The 15,442-nt window shown below is 60.2% G+C and carries 7 protein-coding genes; 4 read left to right on the plus strand and 3 right to left on the minus strand.

Going from position 1 to position 15,442, the window contains the following annotated elements; translation table 11 throughout:
- Positions 1-20 precede the first annotated feature (20 nt).
- The 3 genes from CLU92_RS25055 (at position 21) to aroG (ending at position 3,937) form a co-directional block, all read left to right on the plus strand.
- Positions 21-821, plus strand: coding sequence for a carbon-nitrogen hydrolase family protein (locus tag CLU92_RS25055; protein WP_101484069.1), 801 nt, complete (start codon positions 21-23; stop codon positions 819-821).
- Positions 822-840: 19 nt separating this feature from the next.
- Positions 841-2,301 (plus strand): metalloprotease TldD, encoded by a 1,461-nt coding sequence (tldD, locus tag CLU92_RS25060; protein WP_101484070.1) that lies wholly within the window; start codon positions 841-843, stop codon positions 2,299-2,301.
- A 571-nt stretch (positions 2,302-2,872) separates the two neighbouring features.
- Positions 2,873-3,937, plus strand: coding sequence for a 3-deoxy-7-phosphoheptulonate synthase AroG (gene aroG, locus CLU92_RS25065; protein WP_086146852.1), 1,065 nt, complete (start codon positions 2,873-2,875; stop codon positions 3,935-3,937).
- A 191-nt stretch (positions 3,938-4,128) separates the two neighbouring features.
- On the opposite strand, the gene CLU92_RS25070 is transcribed toward aroG, so the two are convergent.
- From CLU92_RS25070 to CLU92_RS25080, 3 genes are all read right to left on the minus strand, one after another.
- The gene (locus CLU92_RS25070) at positions 4,129-6,780 is read right to left on the minus strand and encodes a TonB-dependent receptor (RefSeq protein ID WP_166674923.1); all 2,652 of its coding nucleotides are present in this window, start codon (positions 6,778-6,780) and stop codon (positions 4,129-4,131) included.
- Between the two features lie 357 nt (positions 6,781-7,137).
- On the minus strand, positions 7,138-9,807 hold the full coding sequence (locus CLU92_RS25075) for a TonB-dependent receptor (protein WP_101484071.1): 2,670 nt from the start codon (positions 9,805-9,807) through the stop codon (positions 7,138-7,140).
- Positions 9,808-10,176: 369 nt separating this feature from the next.
- Positions 10,177-12,957 carry a TonB-dependent receptor gene (locus CLU92_RS25080; protein WP_101484072.1) on the minus strand — a complete coding sequence of 927 codons (2,781 nt, stop codon included), beginning with the start codon at positions 12,955-12,957 and terminating at the stop codon, positions 10,177-10,179.
- A gap of 622 nt (positions 12,958-13,579) precedes the next feature.
- Here CLU92_RS25080 and CLU92_RS25085 point away from each other — a divergent pair.
- Positions 13,580-15,421: an ABC transporter substrate-binding protein gene (locus CLU92_RS25085; RefSeq protein WP_166674922.1), complete on the plus strand. Its 1,842-nt coding sequence runs from the start codon at positions 13,580-13,582 to the stop codon at positions 15,419-15,421.
- The last annotated feature ends 21 nt before the right edge of the window (positions 15,422-15,442 follow it).

Here is a 15,442-nt window from a genome sequence, read left to right on the forward strand (position 1 = left end):
CGAATGGATAAGAGGTGGCAATGATGCATACAGTCGCAGCAATACAAATGATTTCCTCGCCGTCCGTGGAAGACAACCTGGCCACGGCGCGGCGCCTGGTGGCGCAGGCCGCCGCCGGTGGCGCGCAGCTGGTGGTGCTGCCCGAATACTGGGCCATCATGGGCCGGCAGGAAACGGACAAGCTGGCCCATGCGGAACAGCCCGGCAGCGGCCCTATCCAGGATGGCATGGCGCAGATGGCGCGCCAGCATGGCATCTGGCTGATCGGCGGCACCTTGCCACTGATCTCCGGCGAGGAGGGCAAGGTCTTGAATACCACGCTGGTGTACGACCCGCAAGGCGTGCCGGCCGGCCGCTACGACAAGATCCACCTGTTCGGTTTTACGCGCGGCACCGAGTCCTATAACGAATCGCGCACCATCGTGCCCGGTGCGCAAGTGCGCGCTATCGAGACGCCGTTCGGCCGCGTCGGCCTGTCCATCTGCTATGACCTGCGCTTTCCCGAGCTGTACCGCGCCATGGGCGATTGCGCGCTGATTGTCGTGCCGGCCGCGTTTACCCATACGACGGGCAGCGCCCATTGGGAAGTGCTGCTGCGTGCGCGCGCCATCGAAAACCAGTGCTATGTGCTGGCCTCGGCGCAGGGTGGCTTGCACCCGAACGGCCGGCGTACCTGGGGCCACAGCATGCTGATCGACCCGTGGGGAGAAGTGAAAGCCGTGTTGCCCGAAGGCGAGGGCGTGGTGAGCGGCGAAATCGACCTGCTGTTTTTGGCCGGCGTGCGCGAATCCTTGCCCGCTTTAGCCCACCGCACCATGTAAATGTAAAGAATAGATAGCCATGATCCCATTTGAACCCAATCTGTCCAGCCTGGCCGTGGCGCGCGAACTCCTGCTTACGCCGTTTGGCCTGGACGAAGACAAGCTGCTCAAGGCCCTGGGCACGATGTTTACACACAAGGTCGACTATGCCGACCTGTATTTCCAGTCGACCAAGAGCGAAGGCTGGAGCCTGGAAGAGGGCATCGTCAAGACGGGCAGTTTTTCCATCGACCAGGGCGTGGGCGTGCGCGCCGTGTCCGGCGACAAGACGGCCTTTGCGTATTCCGACGACATTTCCGAGCGGGCCTTGCTGGAAGCGGCGGCGGCCACGCGCACCATCGCACGCGCGGGTGCCGGCAGAGTCAAGATCGCGGGCCAGATGCTGGCGCAGGGCGGACGTTCCTTGTACCTGCCCAACGATCCGCTCGCCTCGCTGGACGCCACGGCCAAGGTGCAATTGCTTGAGCGCGTGGAAAAGATGGCACGGGCGAAAGATCCTCGCGTGGTGCAGGTAATGGCGGGCCTGGCGGGCGAATACGACGTGGTGCTGGTGCTGCGCAGCGACGGCGTGCTGGCGGCCGATATCCGCCCGCTGGTGCGCGTCTCGCTCACCGTCATCGCGGAACAGAATGGCCGCCGCGAAACGGGTTCGGCCGGTGGCGGCGGGCGTTTCAGCTATGACTATTTCAGCGATGCCGTGTTGGAACAATACGCGGCCGAGGCTGTCAATTCGGCACTGGTGAACCTGGAAGCGCGCCCCGCGCCAGCCGGTCCCATGACCATCGTGCTGGGACCGGGCTGGCCCGGCATCCTGTTGCATGAAGCCATCGGCCATGGCCTGGAAGGCGATTTTAACCGCAAGGGTTCGTCCGCATTTTCCGGACGCATCGGCGAACGCGTGGCCGCCAAGGGCGTCACCGTGGTCGATGACGGCACCCTGGCTGGCCGGCGTGGCTCCCTGAACATCGACGACGAGGGCAATCCGACGCAGTGCACGACCCTGATCGAGGATGGCATCCTGAAGGGCTACATTCAGGACACCATGAATGCGCGCCTGATGAAGATGCCCGTGACGGGCAATGCGCGCCGCGAATCGTTCGCCCACCTGCCCATGCCGCGCATGACGAACACTTATATGCTGGGCGGCGACCGGGACCCGGGTGAAATCCTCGCTTCCGTGAAGAACGGCTTGTATGCAGTCAACTTTGGCGGCGGTCAGGTCGATATTACAAACGGCAAGTTCGTCTTCTCGGCCAGCGAAGCGTACATGATCGAAAACGGCAAGCTCAGCTACCCGGTCAAGGGGGCGACCCTGATCGGCAATGGTCCGGACGTACTCAGCCGCGTCTCCATGATCGGCAACGACATGCGCCTGGACTCGGGTGTGGGCGTGTGCGGCAAGGAGGGGCAGAGCGTGCCCGTGGGCGTAGGGCAGCCGACCTTGCGCCTGGATGGCATCACGGTTGGCGGCACGGCTTGAATCAGGGGCCAACCCCAAACACCTGCGCCTTAAAAGTGGTGGTGAAAATGGAGCGGCAGTTGTAGCGTAAATCATGCGATGCTCCTGGAGGTCAGGCCGGAAAGGGCGGGCCGCCCTGAAGTCCTGGCCGTGTGGCCTGGGCGGCATTCGATCTGCATCAGTAGTGCGTCGCTTGCCACTGTCAAAAAAGGGCTGGCGTGGAGAGTGCGCCACGGCGGCCACAGCGTTGCCAGCCAGCCGAGGCGTATCGACAGCGCGCAACTTTTTATACTTTTTTACGCACTTTGCAGTGTAAAACGGCGGCGGCATGCGGCTTTGCCGACAAATATGCTTGCCAACCCTTGCAATTTAGGTTTATAGTCGTTCATCACTTATGGATGACTCGCATGTTCGCTCGCCACTTTTTTACCGCTTATTTTTACTTTAGCAATTCCAACCCAAAGGCGGTGGAGTAGCGGTCGGTTCACGTAGCAGCAAAAAACGAGATCCCAGCAAATTCTAAAAAACCGCCACTGATGGCGGTTTTTTTTTACCCAGATGTTTTACCCTTCCTTAAATTTTGGAGAAAATGATGCCCCGCACCGATGATTTGCGAATTCGCGAAATGAAGGAATTGACCCCGCCGTCCCACCTGATCCGCGAATTCGCCTGCTCGGAGCAAGCCGAACAGACTGCTGCCAGCGCCCGTATCGCCCTGCACCGTATCTTGCATGGCCAGGATGACCGTCTGATGGTGGTGATCGGGCCTTGCTCCATCCACGATACCAAGGCGGCGATGGAATATGCGCGCCTGCTGGTCAAGGAGCGCGCGCGTTTCGCGGGCGAACTGGAAATCGTCATGCGCGTCTACTTCGAAAAACCGCGCACCACGGTGGGCTGGAAGGGCCTGATCAACGACCCGTACATGGACAACAGCTTCCGCATTAACGATGGCTTGCGCATGGCGCGCGAACTGTTGCGCGATATCAATGAGCTGGGCTTGCCGGCCGGCACCGAGTTCCTCGACGTGATCAGCCCGCAATACATTGCCGACCTGATCAGCTGGGGCGCTATCGGCGCGCGCACCACGGAGTCGCAGGTGCACCGCGAGCTGGCCTCGGGACTGTCGTGTCCCGTCGGCTTCAAGAATGGCACGGACGGCAATGTGAAAATCGCCGTGGAAGCCATCAAGGCCGCCTCGCAGCCGCACCATTTTCTTTCCGTCACGAAGGGCGGCCACTCGGCCATCGTCTCGACCAACGGCAACGAGGATTGCCATATCATTTTGCGCGGTGGCAAGACGCCCAACTATGATGCTGCCAGCGTGGACGAGGCCTGCAAGGCCATCGCCGCGCAGGGCCTGGCGGCGCGTCTGATGATCGACGCCTCGCATGCGAACAGCTCGAAAAAACCGGAAAACCAGATCCCCGTGTGTGCCGACATCGCCAGCCAGGTGGCAGGTGGCGATGGCCGCATCGTCGGCGTCATGGTGGAATCGCACCTGGTGGCGGGGCGCCAGGATTTGATCCCGGGCAAGGAATTGATCTATGGCCAGTCCGTCACGGATGGCTGCATCGACTGGAGCGCCAGTGTGGCCGTGCTGGAAAACCTGGCGGCGGCCGTCAAGCAACGCCGCCTGCAGGGCGACGCGGAATGAAATGACGTGGCGCGCAGCATGAAAAAAAGCCCGGAAAGCTAAGCTTTCCGGGCTTTTTTACTTCATTCAAGACGCCTGACAGAAGCGTGGCGAGCGGCAACGAGTTGCGGCCGAGACGCGGAACTGTGCTTGAGCACAGTGAGCATCGCAGGCTGCAAATCGCGACGCGCAGTAGCTTGTGTCAGGTGTACTTAGAACTTGTAGGTAGCGCGCACGTAGAAAGTACGGCCCAGCGGATCAGTGTAACGCGGATCGTAGCCGGACTGGAAGGTGCCGATCTGGTTACTGAACGGTGGATCTTCGTTCAGCAGATTTTTTACGCCCACGGTGACTTCGGTATTCTTGAAGCCGGAGTACGCGCCCGACAGCGACCATACCGAGTAAGCCTTGACGCTTTGCTCGAATTGCGGATCGACATAGTTCTGGTCGCGGTAGCCGCTCATGTACTTGTTGGACAGCGTGGCATTCCACTTGTCCATATTCCATTGCAGGGAGGCATTGTGTCTCCAGCGGAATACCGGTGCATTGTCGCCATACACGCCCACGTTTTGCACGAATTCGCCGCCGCGTTCGTTCTGGTACTCATACTTCTGTACCCAGGTGCCGTCAAAGGCGAACGTGAAGTTGCCATACTGGCTACGTGGCAATTTCCAGTTCAGGCCCAGGTCGATGCCCGAGGTGTGCATTTCGCCCAGGTTGCCCAGGGTGGCCAGCACATAATCGAGCTTGCCATCAGCGGTATAGATGAAGTTGTTCTGATACTTGGCGTAGTTGTCGAACAGGGTCTGTTCGGCCACGGTGCCGATCTTGTCGCGCAGCTTGATCTGGAAGTAATCGAGCGAGACGGTCAGCGACTTGGTAGGCTCGATGACGATACCGGCGCTGAAGGTTTTCGATTTTTCCGGGCCGACGTCCGGATTGCCACCCGAGCGGATGTACTGCTGCGCGCCGCAGGCGACATTGCTGTTGGCGCCAGGAATCGGTACGCCGCCTGGGCACAGGCGTGGATCGTCGTACTTGTTGGCCGTGAAGGTCTTGGTTTGCGGACCATGCAGGTCATACAGTGTTGGCGCGCGGAAGCCAGTGTTGTAGGAGCTGCGCAGCAGCACCTGGCTCGTTGGCTGCCAGCGCACGCCGACTTTCGGATTGAAGCTGCCGCCGACGTCGTTATAGTGGTCATAACGGGCTGCCAGCGACAGTTCCAGGTCTTTCACGACAGGAATGCTCAGTTCCGAGAAGATGGCGCTGATATTGCGGCTGCCCGACTGGTTCTGCGCTTCGGCGTAGCCGGAGCTCGATGCCTGGCCGGCCAGATCCCGGTTCACGTTGTATTCGGCCTTGTCGTTGCGGAATTCCGTACCGACGGCGAAACCGACGGCGCCAGCCGGCAGGTTGAACAGCTCGCGGCTTACCTTGGCGTCGACCGCGGTGCTGGTCATCTTCGCGCTCAGGTATTCGCCTTTCAGGACGGAATCCTTCAGGTATGCCGCGCCGGCGGCGCTCTGCTCGCCGAACGGGTTCAGGATGCCATTGCCGATGCCGTCGATGATGCGCTGGTCATTCAGGTAGCCGCCCGTGAAGGCGCTGGTGGCCTTGCTGACGGAGTAGCTGAGGCCGACGTTGTAGTCCCACGCACCCAGGACGCCTTCGGAAGCCAGTACCAGGCGGTCCGAGGTGCTGGTGTCGAAGCCGCTGCGCTGGCCCGACGCCACCGGACGCCAGCTGATGTCCAGCGGCTCGCCCGACAGGCCCGCCACGGCTGGTACACCGCCGCTGCCGCCTGGATAGTAAGGGGAACTCGACGACATGAGGATGCCGATGTTCGACATCGGCGGCGGCGAGATGCGCGCCTCGTTGGTGCTGCGCGAGTGCAGGTATTCGATGGTGGCCAGGTGATCCTGGTTCAGCTTGAAGCTGGCCTTGCCCAGGAAGGATTCCTGCTGGGTTTTCGGGATGGCCTGGATGAATGGTGTGACATCCATGGCGCAGGTGCTCTTGCCCGAAGTATTCTTGTACAGGTTCTCGCCCACGCAACCGCCGGCGAAGGCCGGGTTGCCGATCAGGCCATTGCCCGTGTCGTAGAAGTTGGCAGGGAAGGTGGTGCCGCTCAGGTTATCCACACCCTTGCTCGGGATGTAGCCGCTCTTCGAGAAGGAACGGTCGGCCGTGCTCAGTGCCGCCTGGCGATGTACGTCGACCACGCCGAAGACGTTGAAGCCATCTTTGTTCAGATCGCCGTAGCCGCCGGACAGGTTCAGGCGCGACTCGTCGCCGCCACCCGCTTTTTGTGGCTCGTAATGTTCGACCGTGACGGAGCCGCCCTTGACGGAACGCTTGGTGATGAAGTTGATCACGCCGCCGATGGCGTCGGTACCGTAGATGGCGGAAGCGCCGTCGCGCAGCACTTCAACGCGTTCCAGGGCCGAGATCGGAATGATGTTCAGGTCGACGGACGAACCGTTGAATGGGTGGCTGGCAATACGGCGGCCGTTCAGCAGGACCAGGGTCTTGTCGCCGCCGATGCCGCGCAGGTCGGCGACGGACTGGCCGCCCGTACCGGAGCCGACGGATTGCGAGCTGCTTTGCGAACTCTGATTCATGGAAATGGTGGACAGGACTTCCTGTGCCGTCGTCAAGCCTTGCTTGGCGAAATCATCGGCCTTGATCGAGGTGATCGGCAGCGCTGTCTCCGATGCCAGGCGCTTGATGCTCGAACCTGTGACTTCCACGCGTTGCATGGCGCCATCCGTTGTTTCTTGCGCATACGCGGCGTGCATGCTCAGGGCCATGCCGCCTGCAAACATCAGGCGCAGCGACCGCGATATTACATTTTCTATCATCATCTGAAATTCCTTGTTATTGTGATAAAGGCGGCAATTATTTTGAAATAACTTGTTGCTTGCCAACAATTTATTTGCCTTTTTGAAAATCCACCAATGAAAATTCTGTAAATTTTCTGGGCCCTCATCAAAACATTCACCATTCAGATTGTCAATTTCGTGCAGACTTTTTGGACGAAATGCAACATATTGCTATTTTTTTTGCATTACTTCAGGAATAAAGTATCGCCAACCCTTGTCAGGCGCGGTCAGGCGCGTAAAATAAAACGGCGCTCAGCATACCTGCTGGCGCCGTCCTTCGTGCTGCAGGCAAACGCTTGCCAGCGCTGCCCCGTTTATCTCTGTTTCAGCCCATCTCCCTTAGAACGTATAGCTGCCGCGCAGGTAGTAGGCGCGCCCGATCGGGTCCGTGTAGCGTGGGTCATAGCCTTTCTGGAACAGGGTGCCCTGGTTCGAGAACGGTGGTTCCTTGTCGAACAGGTTCTTCACGCCGGCAGTCAGCAGCAAGCCTTTCCATACGTAGCTACCCGACACGTTCAGCAGGCTGTAGGAGGGCACATCGTGCCGGTACTGCGGATCGACCTGGTTCTGGTCCGTGTAGCCGGACTTGAACGATTGCGACACGGTGGCGCCCCAGTTGCCCAAGCGCCAGTTGAGGGCCGCCGTGTGTTTCCAGCGGAACACAGGATTGTTATCTGCATAGCGGCCCACGTTGGCAATGAATTCGCCACCGCGCTCATTCTGGTAGTCATACTTGTGGGTCCAGGTGCCATCGACCGACACGCTGAAATCGCCGTAGGTGCCGCGCCCCAGGCGTGCATTCAGGCTGACGTCGATACCGTCGGTTTTCACTTCGCCGAGGTTGTCGTTCAAGTCCAGGATGGCGAAAGGCGAACCGTCGGGATTGCGCAGGAACAAGGCCTTGTATTTTTCGTAGTTACCGTAGATGGATTGTTCGGGCAGGGACGAAATCTTGTCCTTCAGATGGATGTTCCAGTAATCGATGGCGACGGTGACTTCCTTGACCGGTTCGAGCACCAGGCCGAAGGCGAAGGTGGTGGATTTTTCCGGTTTCAACTTTTCATTCCCGCCTTGCAGCTTGAATTGCTGCAAGTCGCAATCGCGCAGAGGATTGGCGCCCGGCTGTGGCACGCCGCCCGGGCAGAGGATGGGATCGTCGTAGGAATCGTTGGTATCGTTCTTCGACGGCGGCGCATTCTTTTCAAACAGGGTGGGAGCGCGGAAACCCGTGCTGGCCGAGCCGCGCAGCACCAGCGCGTTGCTGGCCTGATAGCGCAGGGCCAGCTTGGGGTTGGTGGTGCTGCCCACGTCGCTGTAATGGTCGAAGCGTGCCGCCAGCTGTACTTCCAGATCCTTGATCAGCGGCAAGTTGACTTCGCCGAAAACGGCCTGGATCGTGCGCGAACCGCTCTTCGACAGAGAACCGGACAGGCCGGAACTGGTGGCCTGGCTGGCGATATCGCGGTTGACATTGAAGTCGGCTTTTTCACGCCGCAGTTCACCGCCCAGTGCGATCGCCAGCGGGCCGCCGGCCAGCTGCATCAGTTCGCGGCTGCCCTTGATGTCGAAGCCCGTGGTGGTGACCTTGGCATTCTGTACCTCGCCGCGCAGGGCGGTGCTGTCCAGGTAAGCCTTGCCGGCCGTGTCCTGCATGCCGAAGGGATTCAGGATGCCATTGAGCACACCGGCCGCAAACGAGGCATCCTGCACATAGCCGCCCGTAAATTTCTCGGACGACTTGCTGATGGCGTGGCTCAGGCCTGTCTTGTAGTCCCATCCGGCCAGCTCGCCTTCGAGGGCCAGCACCAGGCGGTCCGCCTTGCCGTCCGAATCGATCTGCCGCTGGCCCGCTTCCACGGGCCGCCAGTTGACGCTCAGGGGCTGTCCCGACAAGCCCGGCTGGGCCGGCACGCCGCCCGCATTGCCCGGATAGTATTTGCTGGTATTGGGCAAGATCAAGCCCGTTTGCGGCGGCGGCGCCGTGCGTGCTTTTACCTTGTTTTCCGAGTGCAGATATTCCACGGTGGCCAGGTGGCCGCCGCCCAGCTTGAAGGCGCCCTTGCCGAAGACAGCCACCTGTTCCTGCGCCGGCAGGTCGTCGATCTGCCGCGTGTAGTCCTGGCGGCAGGTGCCGTTGGCCGCCGCTACCGACAGGGGCTGGTTGCAGCCCGTGGCCGCGTACGGATTGCCGGCCAGGCCCTTGCCGCCGTTGGCCGCGGCATCGAAGTAGTTGCCGGGGAAGGTGGTGCCGCTGGTGAGGGACAGGCCCCGCTCGGGAATGATGCCGGTCTTGGAAAAATCGCGGTCCTGCGACGTGAGTACATTTTGCTTGTGGTAATCGACCACGCCGAAAATATTGTAGCCGTCCGTGTCGAGCTTGCCGAAGCCCGTCGACAGATTGATGCGGTGCTCGCCGCCGCCCTTGTGTTCGGGCGCGACCGCCTCGGCGGTAATGTTGGTGACATTGATCGAGCGCTTGGTGATGAAGTTGATGACGCCGCCGATGGCGTCCGTGCCGTAGATGGCCGAGGCGCCGTCGCGCAGCACTTCGACGCGCTCCAGGGCAGCGATGGGAATGATGTTCAGGTCGACGCTGGCGCCGTCATACGGATGGTTGGCGATGCGCCGGCCATTGAGCAGCACCAGGGTCTTGTCGCCGCCCAGGCCGCGCAAGTCGGCGCTGGCCTGGCCGCCCGTGGGCAGGCCGCTGGTGTTGCCGCCGACGGCGTTGCCGCTGCCCATGCTGGAGGAATTCGAGGGTATCTTGCTGAGCACTTCCTGTGCCGTGGTCAAGCCCTGCTTGGCAAAATCTTCGGCCTTGAAGATGGAGAGGGGGGTGGCTGTTTCCGACACCAGCCGCTTGATGGAAGAGCCGGTGACTTCAACGCGCTGCATGGTGCTCGTATCGCTGACTTCTTGCGCCAGCGCCTGCTGGCTGAGCAGGCCCGCGGCAAGGCCGCTGGCGCAGATCAAACGGATGGAATGGGACAAGCGTGTTTCTCTGATCATGTTCAAGACTCCTGAAAAAGCGGTTGGCTAAAAGGGCAAGAACGGCCGCGCCGGTTGGCGCACCGAGAACATTGAAAAGTATGTATATCTTTTCAACTGACCAACTGTAATGATCCACAAAAGTCCTTGTCAACATGGCAAATGGCTTTGTGTGCTTAAACAACGTAGTACGTCATCGGGAGTGATTTAAAACAAAGTAGGCGCATTTTGTGCGGCATTAATGAAGATAGCGGCCGTGCCCAGTGCTGGCGTCGGGTGCGCAAAATAAAACGCCCGCTGCGGAGCAACGGGCGTTGGTGTGGGTGGCATGGCGATAGTGACTGGCGCCTGCCGGATGCACAGGCTGCACTTGGCAGCCTGTGCTGGGGCTTAGAAGAACTTGTAGCTGGCGCCCAGTTTGAAGTAGCGGCCGATGGCGCCGCTGGCATCCATCGGGTTGTAGCTCATGCCACCGTAGGTCAGGGGGTCGAGCGGCGCGATCTTGTCGGTCACGTTGTTGATCGAGGCAAACAATTGCAACTGTTTGTTGACGTTCCAACGGCTCGACAGGTCGAGCGTGGTGAACGAGGCGATCTTGCAACCGTTCGGCGCGGACGTGCCATCGGCCAGCTTGGAGGCGCAAGGCTTGCCTTCAAACAGGATATTCTTCATGTCCGAACGATAGTTCAGCACGCCGCTGACATTCCAGTTGCCCAGATCCCACGAGCCGGTGAGATTGATCTTGTCCTTCGGCGTACCGGCGCAGTTGGAGGTATCGCAGTTGCCATGCGTGCCAGCGAACTGGTAGCTCACGGTGGACGATTCGGCCCGCACCCACGAGGCGATGTGGGTCCAGGTCAGGCCAAACGTGGCGCGGCCGTAGTCGCCCAGGCGCACCCGCTGCTTGATGTCCAGGTCGATACCCTTGATCTCCGTAAAGCTGGAGTTGCGGTACGGTGCCTTGGTGATCAGCAAAGTGCCCGTGTTCGGCGTGACGACGCCATTGATGGTCAGGTTGTTGTCGGCGCGGATCGCGGTCGGCAGGGCGGCAGCTTCGTTGTACGGCAGCGGGTTGATCTCGTTTTCACGCTTGATCTTCCAGCCGTCCAGCGACAGGCTGGTATCGTTGAACGGATCCCACACCAGGCCCAGGGTGTAGCCCTTGGACTTTTCCGGCTTGAGGTTAGGGTCGCCAATCTTGACGGCAGCCACTTGCAGTTCGCAGTCGCTCGCATTGGCGCCCGGCAAACGCGTGCCGCCCGGGCAGCGCACGGGATCGCTGACCGTCGAGGTGCCCGTTGATTGCGAATTGGCATTGCTTTCCGCAGGTCCCGGTGCGCGGAAGCCTTCCGAATACGTACCGCGTACGGCAAAGGTTTTCAGCGGCGTCCACTTGGCGCCCAGTTTCGGCGTGGTCGACGAGAAACGGTCGTATTTGTCGTAACGCAAGGCGCCCGACAGTTCCACCGTCTTGATGACGGGCGCCAGCACCTCGAGGAAGACGGCCGAGACTTTGCTGTCGCCCTTGGCTGCCACATAGCTGGAGTTAATGGAACCGTTTTCCGTGCCCGACAGCGATGGATTGTCGAGCTTGTCGCGGCGGTGTTCCGCTCCCACGGCCAGGCCCAGGGCACCGCCCGGCAACTGCATCAGCTCGCGCGAAGCCTTGAAGTCGATGATGTCGAGCTTGGTGGTCGAATCGGAGGTGGCGTTCGTCACCATGGCCGCGTACAGCGAGGCCGGATTCTTGCCTGCCTGTGCGCCGATATAGTATGGGAAATACTTGCTGTTCGGATTGCCCAGGGCATCCTTGACGACGGCCATGTTGAGCATGTTGCTGTAGTCGAGGTGCAGCTTCGATTCCGAATGCGTATAGCCGGCGTCGTAGTCCCAGCCCATGGCGTTGCCTTTGACGCCGAGCACGATGCGGTTGAATTCATTGTTGGCCTGGCGTGTGCTGGCGCCCACGTCGAAGGCCTGGTAGCGCACGCGCACCGGCACGCCATACGGATTTTGCGGGTGGCCAGCGGCCAGCACAATGGTGGTGCCGGCGCCGGAACCGTAGTTGATGACGCCAGTCGGGCTGCCGGCGTTCGGCGGGAAGGCGATGGTCGGCGTGATCGATGGCGGTATCAGGGTAAATGCCGTATCGCGCTTCGAGTAGCCCGCTTCCGCGTACACCTGGGTATCGGCATTGACTTGCCAGGTACCGCGTGTGTACAGGTTGATCGATTCGATCTTCGGCTGCATGGAGCGGAACTGGTCGTGATGCCACAGGCAGCCGCCCTTCGGATCTTGCGGCGAAGATACGGACAAGGTGGAGCAGCCGGGCAGGGAGACATAGTTGTTGGTGACGGGATCGCGGATCAGGCCTGTCGGCGAGGCATTCGCATCGTTGTTGCCGTTGATGTAGCCGCCGGCGAACTGGGTGTTGATCGCATAGCCGTACGGACGCAGGTCGGCCTTGCCGATCCATTTGCGGCCGGCACGCTCATTGTTCATCAGCATGTCCGATTTGGTGTATTCGGCATTGACGACGACGTTGAATTTATCCGTATCCAGATTACCCTTGCCGAAGGTCAGCGAGGCGCGGTGTTGCTTGGCATCGCTGTCGCCGGAGATGCCCGTATCGCCTTTCAGGGTCAGGCCTTCGAAGTCTTTGCGCAGGATGATGTTGACCACGCCGGCGATGGCGTCCGCGCCGTAGGTGGAGGAAGCACCGTCCTTGAGGATTTCGATGCGTTCGACGATCTGCATCGGCACGGTGGAGAGGTCGGTGAAGCTCTTCTGGCCGTCATCGGCACGCGCAAACGGGGCCATGCGGCGGCCATTGAGCAGCACCAGGGTCGAGGTGGCGCCCAGGCCGCGCAGCGAGATGGCCGTGGAACCGGCGGCAAAACCGTTGCCGAATCCCGTTGGCAGGGAGCCTGCGCCATCGGCGGTCAGGGTTTGCAGGTATTCGGCCACGGTGGCCTTGCCCGACTTCATCAAGTCATCGCGGGTAATGACCTGTACCGGTGACGCGGTCTCTGCCGTCGCCCGTTTGATGCTCGATCCTGTAATTTCCACACGTTGGACATTGGCGTCTTGCGCCATTGCCGGCGCAGCCATCATGCCTAGGCTAACCGCTGCTACGCTACCCGAAAAAATCAGGCGTACGGAGCGGGACATAACTGTTTCCATCATCATTCTCAAAAACTCCGAAAGTAAGTTCGGCTGGCCGTTTTGCGACACAACCTCGCTAGGATAAAAAAGATTGCTGCGTTGGCAATCGCTGTGGGACGAACGGCATACTGTGCGTTGCCGTGATTGATAAGACCATTTGCCGAGAAACCTTGTCAACGTGTAAATGTGACATTTCGGGATGGAAACAACAGTGTTTTTTATAATGTTCAGGTATTTCATTATTGACAATTATTTTTATGTTGCGCCGCGCCATGCGTTTTCCGTCCCTCGATAAAAAGTGCGCCCATTCACGGACGTAAGGGTTTCTACCAATGGGCATTTGTCCGGCATTGCTCAGGTGATGTTGCGTTGCGGAAAATTTCCCCGTTGGCGCGGGTGCTTGTTGCTGCGCACGCCAGAAGTGCCGCGGCTTTTCGCCCGGCATGCAAAATATGCGTTATCGTTACGCGTTTTCCAGCGCGTCAAACCACCGGCGCTGCTGGCTGCTAACAAGGCATAGATCTTGCAGAGATGGACTGGTTTTGGCGGTGGAATCCTGTATCCCAGGGGGAAGCCAGTACAAGCGCACCAATACGGTGCGACAGATAATCGAGATGAAGGGTATTACATGAAGTCACCATGGATGCGGCGCATGGCGCTGCTCGCCTGCCTGGCCACCCTGCCGCTGGCGGCCACTGCCGTTGCTGCGGATGCCGCCCCTGCGGCCGCGCCGGTCAAAACCTTGCGCTATATCTTGCCGGCCGCCGAGACGGGCTTTGATCCGGCTACCGCGCGCGACCTGTATTCGAACCACATCACGCAGGCTGTCTTCGACACCCTGTACACCTATGATTACCTGGCGCGCCCCGTGAAGGTGGTGCCCGGCGCGGCGGCTGCGATGCCGGAAGTATCAGCCGACGGCAAGACCTACACCATCCGCCTGAAAAAAGGCATCCTGTTTACGCCCGACGCCGCGTTTGGCGGCAAGCGCCGCGAACTGACCATGGCCGACTATGTGTATTCGTGGAAGCGACTGTTCGACCCGCGCCTGGCCTCGCCCCACACCTGGCTGTTCGAAGGCAAGGTGGTCGGCCTCGATGACTTGGCGAAGGACGCGGCCAAGTCGAACAAGCTCGACTTCAACAAGAAGGTAGCCGGCCTGGAAATCCTCGACCCGTATACCTTGCGCATCACGCTGGCCAAGACCGATTTCAATTTCCCCATGATCCTTGCCTACGTGCCGACGGCTGCCGTGGCGCGTGAAGTGGTGGAGAAGTACGGCGACGTGAAGGGCGAAGTGGGATCGAATCCCGTCGGCACCGGCTATTACACGCTCGGTGAATGGACGCGCGGCAACCGCATCGTTCTCAATCGCAACCCCCAGCATTTGCCGGAAACCTGGAATTTCATGGCCGGCGACGACCCAGACGACCAGCGCATCGTGCGCCAGATGCAGGGCAAGCGCATTCCCGCCATCGACCGCATCGAAATTTCCGTGATGATCGAAGACCAGTCGCGCTGGCTGTCCTTCCAGAGCGGCGGCACGGACGTGTTCTGGCTCGATGGCCCGCTGGCGCCGAAAGCGCTGCTGAACGGCAAGCTGCGTCCAGAGCTGGCGGAGAAGGGCGTACAACTGTCGCGCCTGTTGGACCCGGAAATCAGTTATTACTACTGGAACATGGAAGACCCCACCCTCGGCGGCTTCAGCAAGGAAAAGATTGCCCTGCGCCGTGCGATTGCCATGGCGCACAATATCGATGAAGAAATCCGCATCATCTGGAATGGCCAGGCCAAACGTCTCGACTATCCGATACCGCCCGGCGTCGTCGGCTACGATCCCCACTACAAGAGCCTGCTGCAATACGATCCCGTGCTGGCGAACAAATTGCTCGACAAATTCGGTTACAAGAAGGGCGCAGATGGCTGGCGAACCTTGCCGGACGGCAAGCCGCTGCTGATCCGCTACGCTTCGCGCAACGAAGCCAATGGCGTGCTGCAGGCGGAAATGTGGCGCAAGACGTATAACTCGCTGGGCATCCGCATGGAAAACGACCGCATGATCTTTTCCGACATTCTAAAGACGGAAAAGCAGTGCAAGATGCAGACGCGCACGGCGCCGTGGCTGGCCGACTATCCGGACGGCGACAACTTCATGCAGCTGTTCTATGGTCCGAATACGCACCAGAACAACAACGGCTGCTACCAGGACCCGGAATACGATAAATGGTATGCAGCCAGCCAGGCCATGCCGGCCAGTCCCGAGCGCGATGAGCTGTTCCACAAGATGGCGCGCCGCCTGGAAGTGAACGCGGGCGCCCTGATCGGCTATGCGCGCTACCGCAACATGCTGGCGCAAAAGTCGGTACTCGGCTACAAGAAGCACCCGATCCTGTTCCAGGAATGGGCGTACATGGATATCGACAGCAGCAGTGCGCCAGTGGCGCCTGCTGCTGATTCGGCTAAAAAATAAGCGCGGCCGCTTATAACACCA

Origin of the sequence: Janthinobacterium sp. 61, assembly GCF_002846335.1 — a bacterium.
In the GTDB taxonomy this organism is placed as follows: domain Bacteria; phylum Pseudomonadota; class Gammaproteobacteria; order Burkholderiales; family Burkholderiaceae_D; genus Janthinobacterium.